The 13321-nt window shown below is 65.3% G+C and carries 11 protein-coding genes and 2 tRNA genes; 2 read left to right on the top strand and 11 right to left on the bottom strand.

Annotated elements, in window-relative coordinates; translation table 11 throughout:
• Positions 1–43: 43 nt before the first annotated feature.
• The 4 genes from ACFPK0_RS10105 to ACFPK0_RS10090 all read right to left on the bottom strand — a co-directional run bounded on the left by ACFPK0_RS10105 (position 44) and on the right by ACFPK0_RS10090 (position 4561).
• On the bottom strand, positions 44–2245 hold the full coding sequence (locus tag ACFPK0_RS10105) for a polysaccharide biosynthesis tyrosine autokinase (protein WP_377340484.1): 2202 nt from the start codon (positions 2243–2245) through the stop codon (positions 44–46).
• A 31-nt stretch (positions 2246–2276) separates the two neighbouring features.
• Positions 2277–2711, bottom strand: coding sequence for a low molecular weight protein-tyrosine-phosphatase (locus ACFPK0_RS10100; RefSeq protein ID WP_056602791.1), 435 nt, complete (start codon positions 2709–2711; stop codon positions 2277–2279).
• 607 nt (positions 2712–3318) lie between these two features.
• A tRNA-Ala gene (locus ACFPK0_RS10095) sits at positions 3319–3394 on the bottom strand.
• Positions 3395–3445: 51 nt separating this feature from the next.
• The gene (locus ACFPK0_RS10090) at positions 3446–4561 is read right to left on the bottom strand and encodes a ribonuclease D (RefSeq protein ID WP_377340480.1); all 1116 of its coding nucleotides are present in this window, start codon (positions 4559–4561) and stop codon (positions 3446–3448) included.
• 115 nt (positions 4562–4676) lie between these two features.
• Between ACFPK0_RS10090 and ACFPK0_RS10085 the strand changes: the two genes are divergently transcribed.
• Both ACFPK0_RS10085 and ACFPK0_RS10080 read left to right on the top strand, forming a co-directional pair.
• Positions 4677–6614, top strand: coding sequence for an SUMF1/EgtB/PvdO family nonheme iron enzyme (locus ACFPK0_RS10085; protein ID WP_377340478.1), 1938 nt, complete (start codon positions 4677–4679; stop codon positions 6612–6614).
• 213 nt (positions 6615–6827) lie between these two features.
• On the top strand, positions 6828–7256 hold the full coding sequence (locus tag ACFPK0_RS10080) for a response regulator (protein WP_056602799.1): 429 nt from the start codon (positions 6828–6830) through the stop codon (positions 7254–7256).
• A 92-nt stretch (positions 7257–7348) separates the two neighbouring features.
• Here ACFPK0_RS10080 and ACFPK0_RS10075 read toward each other — a convergent pair.
• From ACFPK0_RS10075 to ccmE, 7 genes are all read right to left on the bottom strand, one after another.
• A tRNA-Leu gene (locus ACFPK0_RS10075) sits at positions 7349–7434 on the bottom strand.
• Between the two features lie 56 nt (positions 7435–7490).
• Positions 7491–8633: a homoserine O-acetyltransferase MetX gene (gene metX, locus ACFPK0_RS10070; protein ID WP_377340475.1), complete on the bottom strand. Its 1143-nt coding sequence runs from the start codon at positions 8631–8633 to the stop codon at positions 7491–7493.
• Complete coding sequence (locus ACFPK0_RS10065) at positions 8630–9679, bottom strand: tetratricopeptide repeat protein (RefSeq protein WP_377340473.1); 1050 nt, start codon at positions 9677–9679, stop codon at positions 8630–8632. The genes metX and ACFPK0_RS10065 overlap by 4 nt, the downstream gene beginning before the upstream one ends.
• Positions 9676–10170 carry a cytochrome c-type biogenesis protein gene (locus ACFPK0_RS10060; RefSeq protein ID WP_200946305.1) on the bottom strand — a complete coding sequence of 165 codons (495 nt, stop codon included), beginning with the start codon at positions 10168–10170 and terminating at the stop codon, positions 9676–9678. Before ACFPK0_RS10060 ends, ACFPK0_RS10065 begins: the two co-directional genes overlap by 4 nt.
• Before the next feature lie 47 nt (positions 10171–10217).
• A complete protein-coding gene (locus ACFPK0_RS10055; RefSeq protein ID WP_056078032.1) occupies positions 10218–10760 on the bottom strand; it encodes a DsbE family thiol:disulfide interchange protein in 543 nt (180 codons plus the stop codon).
• Positions 10757–12733: a heme lyase CcmF/NrfE family subunit gene (locus tag ACFPK0_RS10050; RefSeq protein WP_377340470.1), complete on the bottom strand. Its 1977-nt coding sequence runs from the start codon at positions 12731–12733 to the stop codon at positions 10757–10759. Before ACFPK0_RS10050 ends, ACFPK0_RS10055 begins: the two co-directional genes overlap by 4 nt.
• 125 nt (positions 12734–12858) lie before the next feature.
• Entirely contained in the window at positions 12859–13320 is a 462-nt protein-coding gene (ccmE, locus tag ACFPK0_RS10045; protein WP_056078037.1) for a cytochrome c maturation protein CcmE, read from the bottom strand.
• Position 13321: the final 1 nt, after the last annotated feature.

Below are 13321 nucleotides of genomic sequence, written 5' to 3'. Positions count from 1 at the left end.
GTGATCCCTGTTTTTGTTCTTGCGCGCGTTGCTGCGGCAGGCGTCATCTCGACGGCAGGCCGACGCCGTAATAGGCGTAGGAGTAGTAACCCCGGCTGCGCTTCTCCACGGCGTTGAAGATGGCGCCCTTGAGCGGCACGTTGTTCTGCTCGAAACGCTGCCTTGCCAGCGCGATCTCGCGCGCCTGGTTGATGCCGAAGCGCACCACCAGCAGGGCGGTGCCGGCGTGATGGCCGATGATGGCGGCGTCGGTCACCGCCAGGATCGGCGGGGTGTCGATGATGATCAGGTCGTACAGCGGTTTCAGGTGTTCGAGCAGCGCGGAGAAGCGGGCGTTCATCAGCAGCTCGGAGGGATTCGGCGGCAGCTTGCCGCGGGCGATGAAATGCAGGTTCTCCATCAGGCCGACCTGACGCGTCGCCGCCGCCAGCTCCGCCTGGCCGGTGATCAGTTCGGAAAGGCCGACCTCGGCCCTGCCGCCGACCAGCTTGTGCAGCGAACCCCGGCGCATGTCGCCGTCGATCAGCAGCACCCGCTGGTTGCTCTGGGCCACGACGGTGGCGAGATTGGCCGCGACAAAGGTCTTGCCGACGTCCGGGCTGGAGCCGGAGATCATGAGCACGTTGTTCTTCGCTTCCAGCCGAGCGAAATGCAGGCTGGTGCGCAGGCTGCGCAGGGCTTCGGTGGCCAGGTCCGCGGGCGCGTCCATGACCAGCAGGCGCTGCTTGCCCCGCCCATGCAGGCGCATGTTCTGCTGCAGCGTCTGCTCGCGCGGGCTGATCGGAATGGTGGCGTACACGGGCAGGCCGATCTTCTCGATGACGGCCGGGTCCTCGATGCCGCGATTGAGCATCTGCCGGATGAATACGAAGACGAGGGCCACGAAGGCGCCGAGCAGCGTGCCGCCCAGCACGATGATGGTTTTCCGCGGCCATACCGGTCGCGTGATGTCCACCGCCGAGCTGTCGATGATGCGCACGTTGCCCACCGTGCCGGCACGCGCGATATCCAGCTGCTGGGCCTGGTTGAGCAACCCGGTATAGGTGTCGTTGCTGACCTGCACGTCACGCTTCAGCTTCAGCAGCTGTTGCTGGGTATCGGGCAGGTCGCCCACCCGCTTGTCGATGCCGCCCTTTTGCGCCTCAAGCTGGCCGATCTGCTGGACCAGCGCCTTGTACGCCGGATGCTCGGGCGTGTACTGGCGCTGCATGTCCGCCAGCTGCAGGCGCAATTTCTGGATGTTGGACTGTATGTCCACTTCCTGATCCAGCAGCCCCTGGGTCTGCATGCTGATGTCGACCGAGTGCGCCTTGATCTGATACGCGTTGAGCGCGGCGGTGGCCCGTTCCAGGTCGCGGCGCACGTTGGGCAACTGCTCCCGCACGAACTTCAGGCTGTTCGCCGCTTCGGCGGAGTTGCGGTTCACGTCCTGCTGCACGTAGAGCTCGCCGACCTCCTTGAGCACGTTGGCGGCCAGCTGCGGGTCCGGGTTGTCGTAGGTCATCTTGAGGATGCCCGACTCCTTGCCCTCCTCATTGACGTTGATGGCGCTCTGCAGTCCGTTGATCACGGTCAACCGGCGATGGCGGAACACGCGGAACTGCGTGCCCGGGTTCGCCACCAGGGTTCGGACCTGCATGGTGACGCCGTGGCCGCTGGAGGTCTGGCCGAGCTTGCCGGAGACCAGGACATTCTCGTCGGCATCCACCAGCTCGTAGGCACCGTTCCTGCCGGCGATCAGGGTGAGCGGCTGATCCAGCAGGCTGTCAGGAACGTCCAGCTGGAAAATCTCCAGCTTCGAGCCGCCCCAGTCGTACTCCACCTTGTTGAACAGGGGCGGGGACACCAGGCCGGGGTTGCTGGCCGCATATTTGCGCGCGAAGTACTTGCCGATGATGGGCATGCGCCGCGGGTGCGTCTCGATGGCCAGCTTGAGCTCGTCCACCGCGGCGCCAAGCACCATGCGCGAGGTGATCAGCGCGGTTTCCGTCGTGGCTTCGGGGCTGGACGCCCCCAGGGTCTGGGTCAGCGCGCTCAGCCCCGGCAGGCTAGGTACTTTCTGCTCCACCTGCACCACCGAGGTGGCCTGGTAGATCGGCGTCGTCAACATCGCGTAGGCGATGCTGAGCAGTACGAATACGCCGGTGATGATGCCAATCAACCATTTGTGGTCGCTGAGGGTGCCGAGCAATTCGCTCAGGTCAATCTCGTCATCGCGCTGCACAGGGTCTTGAATGGCGGCCATAGGGGCAATCAACTCGTGGCATGGGTGGGAATTACAAATAGGGCTCCCAACTGCTGACACCCTGCGTGATTATCTGGTGAACATGTTCGAATGCGGCTCGGTGTTGTCGATATGGGTCGGGGATGTCACTCCCGTTCAACCATTTGTCGAGTAGATAGACCTTTCCATTGATCTCCGGCGAAAATTGAATCATTGCGCCCAAATGGCTCTTTTCCATACCCAGGATCAGGTCGGCCTCGCGCAGCATTGGCGGCGTCAATTGCTGCGCCCGATGCATGCTGCCGTCGATGCCGTCCTCGGCGAGCAACTGCAGGGCATTCGCGTCCATGGGCCTGCCCACGAGTGCGCCAATCCCGGCGCTGCTGAAACTGACGTCGCGCGATTCCATGCGCTGGCGAAACAGGTATTCCGCCGTCGGGCTGCGGCAGATATTGCCCATGCAGACGATCAGTACACGTTTGAACACAATATCGAAGCACTCCCGCAGTCCGGGTCAGGGTCGATCAGGCGCTAGACGTGGCGGAGTCATGCTTCATTCCGTCCCTGTGAAGCATTGCAAGGAAATATATGGCTTGCCAAAGGCCTGCCATTGTCGATGCATGCAAGTTTGGTAATTAGGTGGGTTCGACGCCAACAAGATTGGTGGTGCCATCTTGATTATCTTGTTGTCTCACGTTGAATAAGAAGTGGATGCATTGTTGCAAGGCCGTCTTGTCATCGCGTGGCTGAAATGTGGTCTTCGATGATTGCATGGTCGAACGGTCTTACAGTGAATGTAAGCCAAATGATCCATTCAATAGTCATGATTAGTGTGAATACAAATGTGAATTCACATGTCGATTACATCGGTTATGTCACGCCTGTACGGCTCGGCTTGGCGGGAACGTTGCGTTAGGACGTTCAGACGGCTGAACGCGCGTCGCGCAGCGGTGAATGCGCGGTGTCAGGCGGCGTGATCGCGTCAGCCTGCGGGCACGTGAACAGGGCTGATGGCGGGCGGCTCGAGGCCATCACACGCCCAAACAAAAACGCTCCACGCCACGAGGGCATGAAGCGTTGTTTGTTGACATGAGTGGTGGAGCGGATGGGGATCGAACCCACGACCTTCGCATTGCGAACGCGACGCTCTCCCAGCTGAGCTACCGCCCCACGTAAGCGGCGAATATTAGCAGCGCATTCCGGATTCGCCAAGCATCATGATCATGCGGGCAGCAAGGCCGGCAGCTGGTCGTGCAGCACCTCGCGCCGCCAACCTTCCAGGAATTCCGGCCATTCGGCGGTGACCACGTATTCTTCCAGCACCTTGCGCGGGCACAGCAGGCCCGATGGCAGGTCGAGGGCGGTGGCGCGGTCGTCGACCTCCTGCTTCATCGCCGCCAGCGCCTTTTTTGCGTTGCCCTGGGGGTGGGCGGGGATGCGGGCGGTGGCGGCGATCTCGTCGGCCTCGACCGGCCGGCTTATCAGCTCGAACAGTTCGCTGCGCTGGGCCGAGCGCAAGGCGCGTTGGCCGCGGCTGCGCTGTTCAAGATCGGACAGCGTGGTGGCCGGCTGCGCTGCCAGGCTCAGGGCCAGCGTGTCATCCATCAGCCAGGGGCGCGGGCGATCGAGGTTGCGCGCACTGCGGTCGCGCCACAGCAGCAGCCGTCGGAGCAGCGCCTGTTTCTCCCGCGGCCATTCGGCAGCGGCGCGCAGGGCGCGTTGGGGTTGCGGGTCACCGTCGCGATGGCTGGCGCGGCGCTTCAGCCGCTCGCAGTCCTCGGCGTGCCAGGCGCTGCGGTCGCGCTGTTGCAGGCGTTCGCTCAACTGTTCGTGGATGGTCTTCAGGTAGACCACGTCGAGCGCGGCATAGGCGCGTTGCGAATCGGTCAGCGGGCGCTGCAGCCAGTCGGAGCGGGTTTCGCCCTTGTCCAGGTCCACGCCCGCCAGTTCGGCAACCAGCGCGCGGTAGCTGATACCCAGGCCCATGCCGACAAAGGCGGCGGCGATCTGGGTGTCGAACAATTGCCGCGGGCCGTCGGGCAGCAGGGGCGCCAGCGTTTCCAGATCCTCGCTGGCGCTGTGCATCACGGTGACGGCCGTGCCATCACCCAGTCGCGGCTGAAGTGCATCGCCGATCTCGAATGCCAGCGGGTCCACCAGGGCATGCCGACCGTTCCATCCCAGTTGCAGCAGCGCCAGTTGCGGATGGAAGGTATTGCGACGCATGAATTCGGTATCGACGCCCACTGACGCCGCGACGGGCAATGCGTCCAGCCACGCCTGCAGTGCATCGCGGTTATCGATCCATTCGGCGTCAGCCGTGACGGGCAAGAGCATGCAAGATCCTTGATGTGCTGCGGGCAGGATGTGCGACGGGCAGATTGCCCTGCCAGCAGTTTGTGCCTAAGGTGAGCAGCGCACCATAACAGGCCGCCCCGAGGACGCCCAACCCATGCCAAGCAATACCGTCTTGCGCCGCCAGCGCGCCATGGGTGGCGCGCTGGGTGTACTGGTGCTGGCGTTCGCGCTGACTTATCACTTTTTTCCGCGGCTGTTTCACGTCACTCCCGAACAGACGACTCCGCGCGGCATGTCGCTGGGCGGCCCCAACGCGGGGCAGCAGCAACGTGAGCAGGTACCGGCGATCGCCGAGGTCAATGCCGGCCCGCCGATGACGCTGGCGCCGGCCAGTGTCATCGCCGCGCGCATGAAACATGGCAACGCGCATCTTCCCGAGCAGTTGAGCGAGGACCCGCCGGCGGTGCGCGCACTGTTGGCGCGGGCCACCAAGGCGTTGCGCGCCGGCGAGCTGGTGGGCGCCAAGGAAAGCGCCGCCGCGTTGTTCACCCAGGCGTTGAAGGAAAAGCCGGACAGTCGCCGCGCCGCGCAAGGCCTGTTTGATGTGCGTGCGCGGCTGGTTGCGCAGATCGGGCAGGATATTGCCGTGGGCGACGCCGAAGGCGCGGTGGAATTGCTCGATGCGCTGCGCACACTGCCGCACGCCAGCGATGACGTGGCGCAACTGGAAACCCAGCTGAAGACGCTGCTCACCATGCGCCCGATGCTGGCCAAGGCGGCCAGCCAGTTGCAGCAGGGCAAGGCCGATCAGCCGGCGGGTGACAGCGCGCTGGATACCTATCGCGAAGTGCAGAAGCTCGATCCGCAGAACGCGGTGGCGGAGCAGGGTATTTTCCAGGTGCAGCGCGTGGTGCTGGATCGTGCGCTGGCGGCGGTGGCGCAGAACAAGTTCGACGAAGCCGACAAGGAACTGGCGCGGGCGGCCGAGATCCACCCCGGCTCGCAGCAGTGGCAGGACGTGAGCAAGCGGGTCGACGACATTCGCGGTCAGCGCGCCAACGGGATACTGGCCCAGGCGCGCTCGGCGCTGGATGGCGGCAATCTTGCGCTGGCCGAAAAGCTGGCGCGGCAGGCGCGTGACGTCGATCCCCACCTGTCGTCGCTGGACGAGTTCGACGAACAACTGGTCAACGCGCGCCTGTACGCAAGCTACCGCCCGGGCCAGGTGTTCAACGACCACTACATCGACTTGCCAGGCAAGACGCCGACGATGGTGGTCATCCCCACCGGCAGCTTCCAGATGGGTTCCCCGGCCAGCGAGCCCGGTCACAACGATGCGGAAACGCCGCAGCATGCCGTCACCATCGCGACGGGTTTTGCGATGGCCCGCAGTGCGATCACGGTGGCGCAGTTCCGCGAATTCGTGCGTGCGAGTGGCTATCGCCCCGACTCCGAGAAACTCGGCGGCGCCAGTGTCTACGACGAGCGCAGCGGCACCATGCGCGACGATGCCGATGCGAGCTGGGAGGACGACTACGCCGGCGGCAAGGCGGCGGATGACCTGCCAGTGGTCAATGTTTCCTGGAACGACGCCAGCGCCTACGCGGCTTGGCTGGGCGAGCGCACGGGCAAGATCTATCGCCTGGCGAGCGAGGCCGAGTTCGAATACGCGCTGCGCGGCGGCACCACGACGCGTTACTGGTGGGGCGACGGCACGCCGCGGAAGACGGTGGAGAACCTCACCGGGTCGGGCGACCACTCGCCCAGCGGCCGGCGCTGGAGCCATGCGTTCCGCGGTTATCGCGACGGCTATTGGGGGCCGGCGCCGGTGATGAAATTCGCACCCAACCCGTTCGGCTTGTACGACATCAACGGCAACGTGTCGGAGTGGGTCGCCGATTGCTGGCACGACAACTACAACCGCGCACCGGTGAATGGCGGCGCCTGGATCAACCCCGGTTGCACGGCGCGTGTGGTGCGCGGCGGTTCGTGGGGCAGTTCGCCGGACCAGGAGCGCTCGGCGTATCGGCAGGGCGTGGACGCCACCGTGCGCAGCGGCAGGGTGGGGTTCCGAGTGGTGCGCGAGCTGTGACGTCGCCGCTACCCATGGCCTGCCGCATCTGCAAAAATGACAACCCCTGTCGTACATGCACGCTGGTGGAATCCACCCGCTTGCAGTTTTTTACGGAGGTGCCATGACTCCCGAGATGATCATTGCGTTGCGACCGCACCCCGTCCGCTGCGGACGTTTCGACGCGACGCTCTCGATATGTGGCTCGTCCACCGTTGCAACCGGGCACGATGCATGACGGCGCCTTCGCGAACCCTGCCACCGCAAACCACCCCGCCGCGGCGCATCCTGCTGGCGGAAGACGAGATGCTGGTGGCGATGCTGCTCGAAGACATCCTCATCGACCAGGGCCACGCGCTGATCGGTCCGCTGGCGCACCTGGACCAGGCGTTGCAGGCGGCGCAGCACGAAGCGTTCGACCTGGCCATCCTGGACGTCAACCTCAACGGTCAGGAGATCTACCCCGTGGCGGAGGTGCTGATGGAGCGCGGCATCCCGTTTGCGTTTTCCACCGGCTACGGCGTACAAGGCCTGGCGGAGCGCTGGCAGAAACATCCCACGTTGCAGAAGCCCTATCACCGCGACGAGCTGTACCGGATGGTCGACGAGCTGGCGCTGGCCGGCACGCTGAAGGGCGCCGCTTCGGAAGCCTCCAGGAGCTGAGTCCGCCCGCGAAACACCTGAAACGAAAAAGCCCGCGCGAAGCGGGCTTTTTCGTTTCAGCGCATCCAGCGAAGAACGCTGGATGCCATCATTGGTACCGGTGATAGGACTCGAACCTACACGACATCGCTGCCAGCGGATTTTGAGTCCGCCGCGTCTACCATTCCGCCACACCGGCATGTGAGCGACGCATTATGCCGGGTTCGTTGGGCGCGGTCGAGCCCCGCCAGCGGGTCAATCCGCGCGCAATCGGTCGAGGAAGCCGCCGATGGCGCGGCTGTAGTTTTCGATGTCGACCAGGAACGCGTCGTGCCCCTGTGGGGAGTCCAGCGCCACGAAATCCACCGTGGCGCCAGCCGCTTCCAGGCCCTTGGCGATCTGCTCCTGTTGCTCCAGCGGAAACAGGATGTCGGTGCTGACGCCGATCACCATCGCCCGCTCGATACGGATGCGTTGCAGCCCTTCGTGCACGCTGCCGTTGCCGTATTCGGCGATGTCGAACCAGTCGCTGGCGCGCGACAGGTAGAGGTAGCAATTGGGATCGAAGTGGCGCACGAAGCGTCGAGCGTGCCCTTCAAGATAGGACTCGACCTGGAACTCGCGGCCGAACGGATCGTCGTCGCGTTGTTCCGGGTCGAGCCGGATGCGGGCGAAGCGGCCGTTCCATTCCATCGCCGAACGATAGGTGATCACGCCCAGCTTGCGGGCGATGCTCATGCCGATGTCGGGGTAGCGGTCGCCGTCCTGGGCGTGGATGTCGTAGCCGCCCTCGTCCCAGCGCGGGTCCAGCCGGATCGCCTCGCGCTGCAGCGAGCGGATGGCGATGGCGAACGGCTGCGCCTGCGGTGCGGTGTCCACGCTGATGTGCGCACGCGCGCTGCCGGGGTGCAGCAGCATGTAGGCCAGCGCGCTCATGCCGCCCATCGAGCAGCCGATCAGGCAGGCGAGCTGGTCGATCCCCAGGCTGCTGACGGTGGCGTGCGCGGCTTCGGCAACGTCTTCCAGTGCCAGGTCGGGGAAGTTCAGCCGGTACGGTTCGCCGCTGGCCGGGTCGATCGAGGCGGGGCTGGTCGAGCCCTTGTCGCTGCCCAGCGAGTTCACGCAGATGACGAACCAGTGCGTGGTGTCGATCGCCTTGCCCGGCCCGATCATGCCTTCCCACCAGCCGGGGGCGGGGTCGTTGGCGGACGAGGCGGCGTGGGCGCTGGGCGACAGGCCGGTGAGAATCAGCAACCCGTTGTCACGCGCCGCGTTCAGCTCGCCCCAGGTTTCGTAGGCAACGCTGGCGCCGTGCAGTTCGCCGCCACGCTTCATGCGAAACGGTGAGGGCAGGGCGAAGTAGCGGCGCGCGTCGCGCGCGGTGGCGGGGCCTTTCATGGATGCACCCTGTCGATGACGAGGGTGACCGGCGTGCGGCGGTTCACGTCGACGATGCCGGCGCTGCCTTCCAGATCACCTTCGCTGGCGATGGGCTGGCCGTCGTGGCTGATGCGCGCGCCCACTTCCACCTTGGTCGCGGACGACAGCCGCGCGGCAGGCGTCATCGCCATGGCGTCGGTCAGGGTGACTTCGAGTGGCAGTTTGCCGGCGTCGCGCTTGACCGCGGCCAGCGGCATCGGCGGACCGCCCGCGGCGCGGGCGTAGACGAACACGACGTCGCCGGGTTTCAGCTTCTTTTCCAGCGCCGGCGCCAGTGACACCTGCACCCGCAGCGCGGGTTGCTCTGCGGTTGCCGCGGCGCCGACCGAAGACGCGCCGGCCGGCGATTTTCCTGCGCGGGATTGCGCTACCCCGATCTGCATGGCCACCGCTTCGGCCACCTTCGAGCCCGGTTCCAACTGCGGCTGCAGCACCCGCCAGGTGGCGGCGGCGTTGCTGTAGTCACCCTGCTGGAACTGGCCGATACCGAGCAGCCACAGGCCGCGCTGGCTGTCTGGTTGCAGCGATACGGCATGCTTCAGCAGCTCCAGCGCGCGGCCGGTGATCTGGTGGTCGCTGCGCGCCATCGAATCAGCTTCGGCCCAGCCGACCATGGCCTCGGCATTGTTGGGCGCGAGCTTGAGCACGTGGTCGTAGGCGTCGCGCGCGTCCGCGGGGCTGTGCAGCATGCTGTTGGTCTGCGCCAGCACCATCCAGCCCCGCACGTCATCGGGCTGCTCGGTCAGGTGCGTGCGCAATTGCACCAGCGCCTGCTCCATGCTGACCGGCGCCTGGGCCTGGATAGTATTGAGCGCCACCGGCGTTCCCACCATCAGATACAGGCTGGCGGTGCCCAGTGGCAGCACCAGCGCGATGACCAGGGCCAGCGCGAAAACCGCGCGTGGCCGGGTGGACGTGCGGCCGTATCGCATCAATGGCAGCAGCAATACCGCCAGCGCCACGGCGATCATCGCCGCGGCGGCGATGTAGAAAGCGATTTTCACCAATCATCCCCGTTGTCGATCGAGGGGCGTGGCCCCGACGATCCATTGGCCGGCATGCGGCCGCGTTTGCGTATGGCCACCAGCACCACGCCGGCGCCACCAAGCAGGATCAGCAGCGGACCAAACCACAACAGCCAGGTGCCGCGTGTCAGCGGCGGGTCGTACAGCACAAACTTGGAATACCGCGCCACCAGGTACTGCTTGATCTCGTCGTCGGTCTTGCCCTGCTGCATCATCTTGAAGATCTGGTTGCGCAGGTCCCGCGCGATCGGTGCGTTGGAGTCGGCCAGCGTTTCGTTCTGGCACATCGGGCAGCGCAGCTCATGGGTGAGGTGCTGGAAGCGCAACTCCTGCGCGTGGTTGGCGAACGGCATCGGCTCGATCGCCTGGGCGTGCAACGTGCCGGTAAACGCGAACAGGATGACCAGCAACAATCGCAGGAGAGATCCCTGTGGGAGCGGCTTCAGCCGCGATGCCTTTTGTCGGAGCATGCCAAGAACATCGCGGCTGAAACCGCTCCCGCAAGGTGAAAGACGCATCACGGGGTCTCCTTGCGCAGCGCCGCGATGGCCGGCTTCAATTCCTTCGCCACCACCTCCGGCGTAAGCGGCCCGATGTGCTTGTAGCGGATCACGCCGCGCGCATCGATCAGGAAACTCTCCGGTGCGCCGTAGACGCCGAAATCGATCGCGGTCTGGCCGGGTTCGTCGGCGATCACCACGGCGTACGGGCTGCCATGTTCCGCCAACCAGCGCTTGGCATCGGCCGGCGCATCCTTGTAGTTGTAGCCCACCAGTTGCACGCCCAGCGTCGGGCCCTCGGCCTGCAGCACCGGGTGCTCCACGCCGCATTCGATGCACCAGCTGGCGAACACGTTGAGCAGGTAAGGCTTGCCCAGCAGGTCGGCCTTGCTCACCGTCTGCGTCGGCTCGTACAGCTTGGGCAGGTTGAACGCGGGTGCGGGCTTGTCCAGCAGCGGCGTGGGGATGGCGTTCGGATCGTGCTGGGTGTTCCACCAGATGCCGAAGCCGAACAGCGCGGCCAGCAGCATGAAGCCGATGAAGGGCAGCAGCCGACTCATGCGCGGGTTTCCTGCAGGCGCGTTTCAATGGCTGGCTCCGCACGGGTGACAGTGCGCTTGAGGCGGAAGCGCTTGTCGGCGGCGCAGACAAAACCGCCCAGCATCATCAGCAGGCCGCCGGCCCAGATCCAGCGCACGAACGGCTTGTAGTACAGCCGCAGCGACCATGCACCGGCGATGTTGCCCGCGTCCATCGGCTCACCCAGCGCCACGTACAAGTCGCGGGTGATGCCGGCATCCACCGCCGATTCAGTCTGCACCTGGCCGCGCGGATAGGTGCGCTTCTGTGGGTGCATCACGGCGATGTCCTTGCCGTCGCGGGTGACCGTGACCACGCCCTGGTCGGCACGCCAGTTCGGCCCGGTGGTGCGGTGCGCGCCGTCGAAACGGAAATCGTAGCTGCCGATGTGCTGGGTCTGGCCCGGCGCCATGCGCACGTCGCTGGTGACGCTGAGCGATTCGGACAGCAACACGCCGACCACGAACACCGCCACGCCGAAATGCGCCAGCAGCATGCCGGCCATCTCGGCCGGATAGCGGCGGCCACGCGGTACTTCGCGCCAGCGCTTGTACGCGTACAACAGCACGCCCACGCCGATCCACACTGCCGCGGCCACGCCCACGATCGCCTTCATGTGACCGTCCACGAAGAACGCCGCCACGATGGCGCAGGCCAGCGCGGCGATGGTCACGCGCAGCAGCATGCTTTTCAGCACGCCGGCATCGCCCTTGCCCCAGCGCAGGAACGGGCCGAACGGCAACAGCAGCACCACCGGCAGCATCAACAGCGGGAACAGGAAACCGAAGTAGGGCGGGCCCACCGAGATGCGACCCATGTGCAGCGCATCGCCGATCAGCGGGAACAATGTGCCCAGCAGCACCATCGCGGCCGCCACCGCAAACATCAGGTTGCCGATCAGCATCGCCGTTTCGCGCGACAGCAGGTTGAACGGTTTGCCCGCGGCGACCTTCGGCGCGCGCAGCGCATAGAGCAGCAGCGAGCCGCCGACGATGATGGTCAGGAAGGCCAGGATGAACACGCCGCGGCGCGGGTCGGAGGCGAAGGCGTGCACCGAGGTCAGCACGCCCGAGCGCACCAGGAACGTGCCCAGCAGGCTCAGCGAGAACGCGAAGATCGACAGCAGGATCGTCCACGCCCGCAGGCTGCCGCGCTTTTCGGTGATCGCCTGCGCGTGGATCAGCGCCAGCCCGACCAGCCAGGGCATGAAGCTGGCGTTTTCCACCGGGTCCCAGAACCACCAGCCGCCCCAACCCAGCTCGGCATATGCCCACCAACTGCCGGCGACGATGCCGCAGGTGAGAAACGCCCACGCCACATTGGTCCACGGGCGCGCCCAGCGCACCCATGCCTGTTCCAGTTCACCACCCAGCAAGGCCGCGATCGAGAACGCGAACGCCACCGAGAAGCCCACGTAACCCATGTACAGCATCGGCGGGTGGAAGGTCATGCCCGGGTCCTGCAGCACCGGGTTCAGGTCCGCGCCATCGCCGGGCATCGGCAACAGCCGTCCAAACGGATTCGAGGTGAAGATGATGAAGGCGAGGAAACCCACCGCGACCAGGCCCATCACGGCCAGCACGCGTGAAGCGAAAACCTCGGGTAATTTCTGGCTGAATGCCGCCAGCGCCACGGTCCACACATTGAGGATCATGATCCACAACAGCAGCGAACCCTCGTGCGCACCCCACACCGCGGCAATGCGGTAATACCACGGCAGTTCCAGGTTCGAGTTGTCGGCCACGTACTGCACCGAGAAATCGAAGCGCAGGAACGCCCACACCAGGATGCCGAACGCGATCGCCACGAACACCGCCTGTCCCGCCGCCGCCGGCCGCGCCACCGCCATCAGTGCGCGATTGCCACGCCACGCGCCGATCAACGGCAAGACGCCCTGCGCCAGCGCCAGCAGCAAGGCGAGGATAAGCGCGAGTTGGCCGAGTTCGGGGGTCATGGGTTTGTGCCGGGAATGGGGAATGGGGAATAGGGAATGGTCAAGAGCAAGGCGCTCCGCCGCTTCGGCGTACTTCGGTGCAGGAAGTGGCAACAAGAGTTGGCATACATGGCTTTTCCTATTCTCTATTCCCGATTCCCGGCTTTCTCGATTCCCGGCTTTTCGGCATGCGCCTTCGCCATCGCGTCCTTCAGCTCTTTGGGCATGTAGGTTTCGTCATGCTTGGCCAGCACTTCGGTGGCGATGAAGCGGGCGTTGGACATGTGGCCGGTGGCGATGACCGACTGGTTGTCGCGGAACAGGTCGGGGAGGATGCCGGTGTATTCGACCGGCATGGCGCCGCCGGCGTCGACCACGGTGAACGTCACCTTCAGCGAATCGCTGCTGCGCTGGATGGAGCCGGCCTTGACCATGCCGCCCAGGCGGAATGTCGTGTAGCTCGCCGCCTGGCCCGACTGCACCTGGCTGGGCGTCAGCAGGTAGTTCATGTTGTTCTGCAGCGCGTACACGCCCAGGCCGGCAGCCACGGCGGCGGCCACGGCAACCAGTACAACGATGGTGAGTCGGCGCTTGCGGGTGGGATTCATG

It is taken from the genome of Rhodanobacter ginsenosidimutans (genome assembly GCF_042655685.1).
In the GTDB taxonomy this organism is placed as follows: Bacteria; Pseudomonadota; Gammaproteobacteria; order Xanthomonadales; family Rhodanobacteraceae; genus Rhodanobacter; species Rhodanobacter ginsenosidimutans.
Note: the sequence above shows the minus strand (reverse complement) of the source record. Positions and strands in the feature narration are given on the sequence as shown.

What these genes read in the sequence shown, in the direction of transcription:
- ACFPK0_RS10105 (WP_377340484.1), bottom strand. Translation starts at nt 2,245, where the DNA reads ATGGCCGCCATTCAAGACCCTGTGCAGCGCGATGACGAGATTGACCTG.
- ACFPK0_RS10090 (WP_377340480.1), bottom strand. Translation starts at nt 4,561, where the DNA reads ATGCTCTTGCCCGTCACGGCTGACGCCGAATGGATCGATAACCGCGAT.
- ACFPK0_RS10085 (WP_377340478.1), top strand. Translation starts at nt 4,677, where the DNA reads ATGCCAAGCAATACCGTCTTGCGCCGCCAGCGCGCCATGGGTGGCGCG.
- ACFPK0_RS10080 (WP_056602799.1), top strand. Translation starts at nt 6,828, where the DNA reads ATGACGGCGCCTTCGCGAACCCTGCCACCGCAAACCACCCCGCCGCGG.
- metX (WP_377340475.1), bottom strand. Translation starts at nt 8,633, where the DNA reads ATGAAAGGCCCCGCCACCGCGCGCGACGCGCGCCGCTACTTCGCCCTG.
- ACFPK0_RS10060 (WP_200946305.1), bottom strand. Translation starts at nt 10,170, where the DNA reads ATGCTCCGACAAAAGGCATCGCGGCTGAAGCCGCTCCCACAGGGATCT.
- ACFPK0_RS10055 (WP_056078032.1), bottom strand. Translation starts at nt 10,760, where the DNA reads ATGAGTCGGCTGCTGCCCTTCATCGGCTTCATGCTGCTGGCCGCGCTG.
- ACFPK0_RS10050 (WP_377340470.1), bottom strand. Translation starts at nt 12,733, where the DNA reads ATGACCCCCGAACTCGGCCAACTCGCGCTTATCCTCGCCTTGCTGCTG.
- ccmE (WP_056078037.1), bottom strand. Translation starts at nt 13,320, where the DNA reads ATGAATCCCACCCGCAAGCGCCGACTCACCATCGTTGTACTGGTTGCC.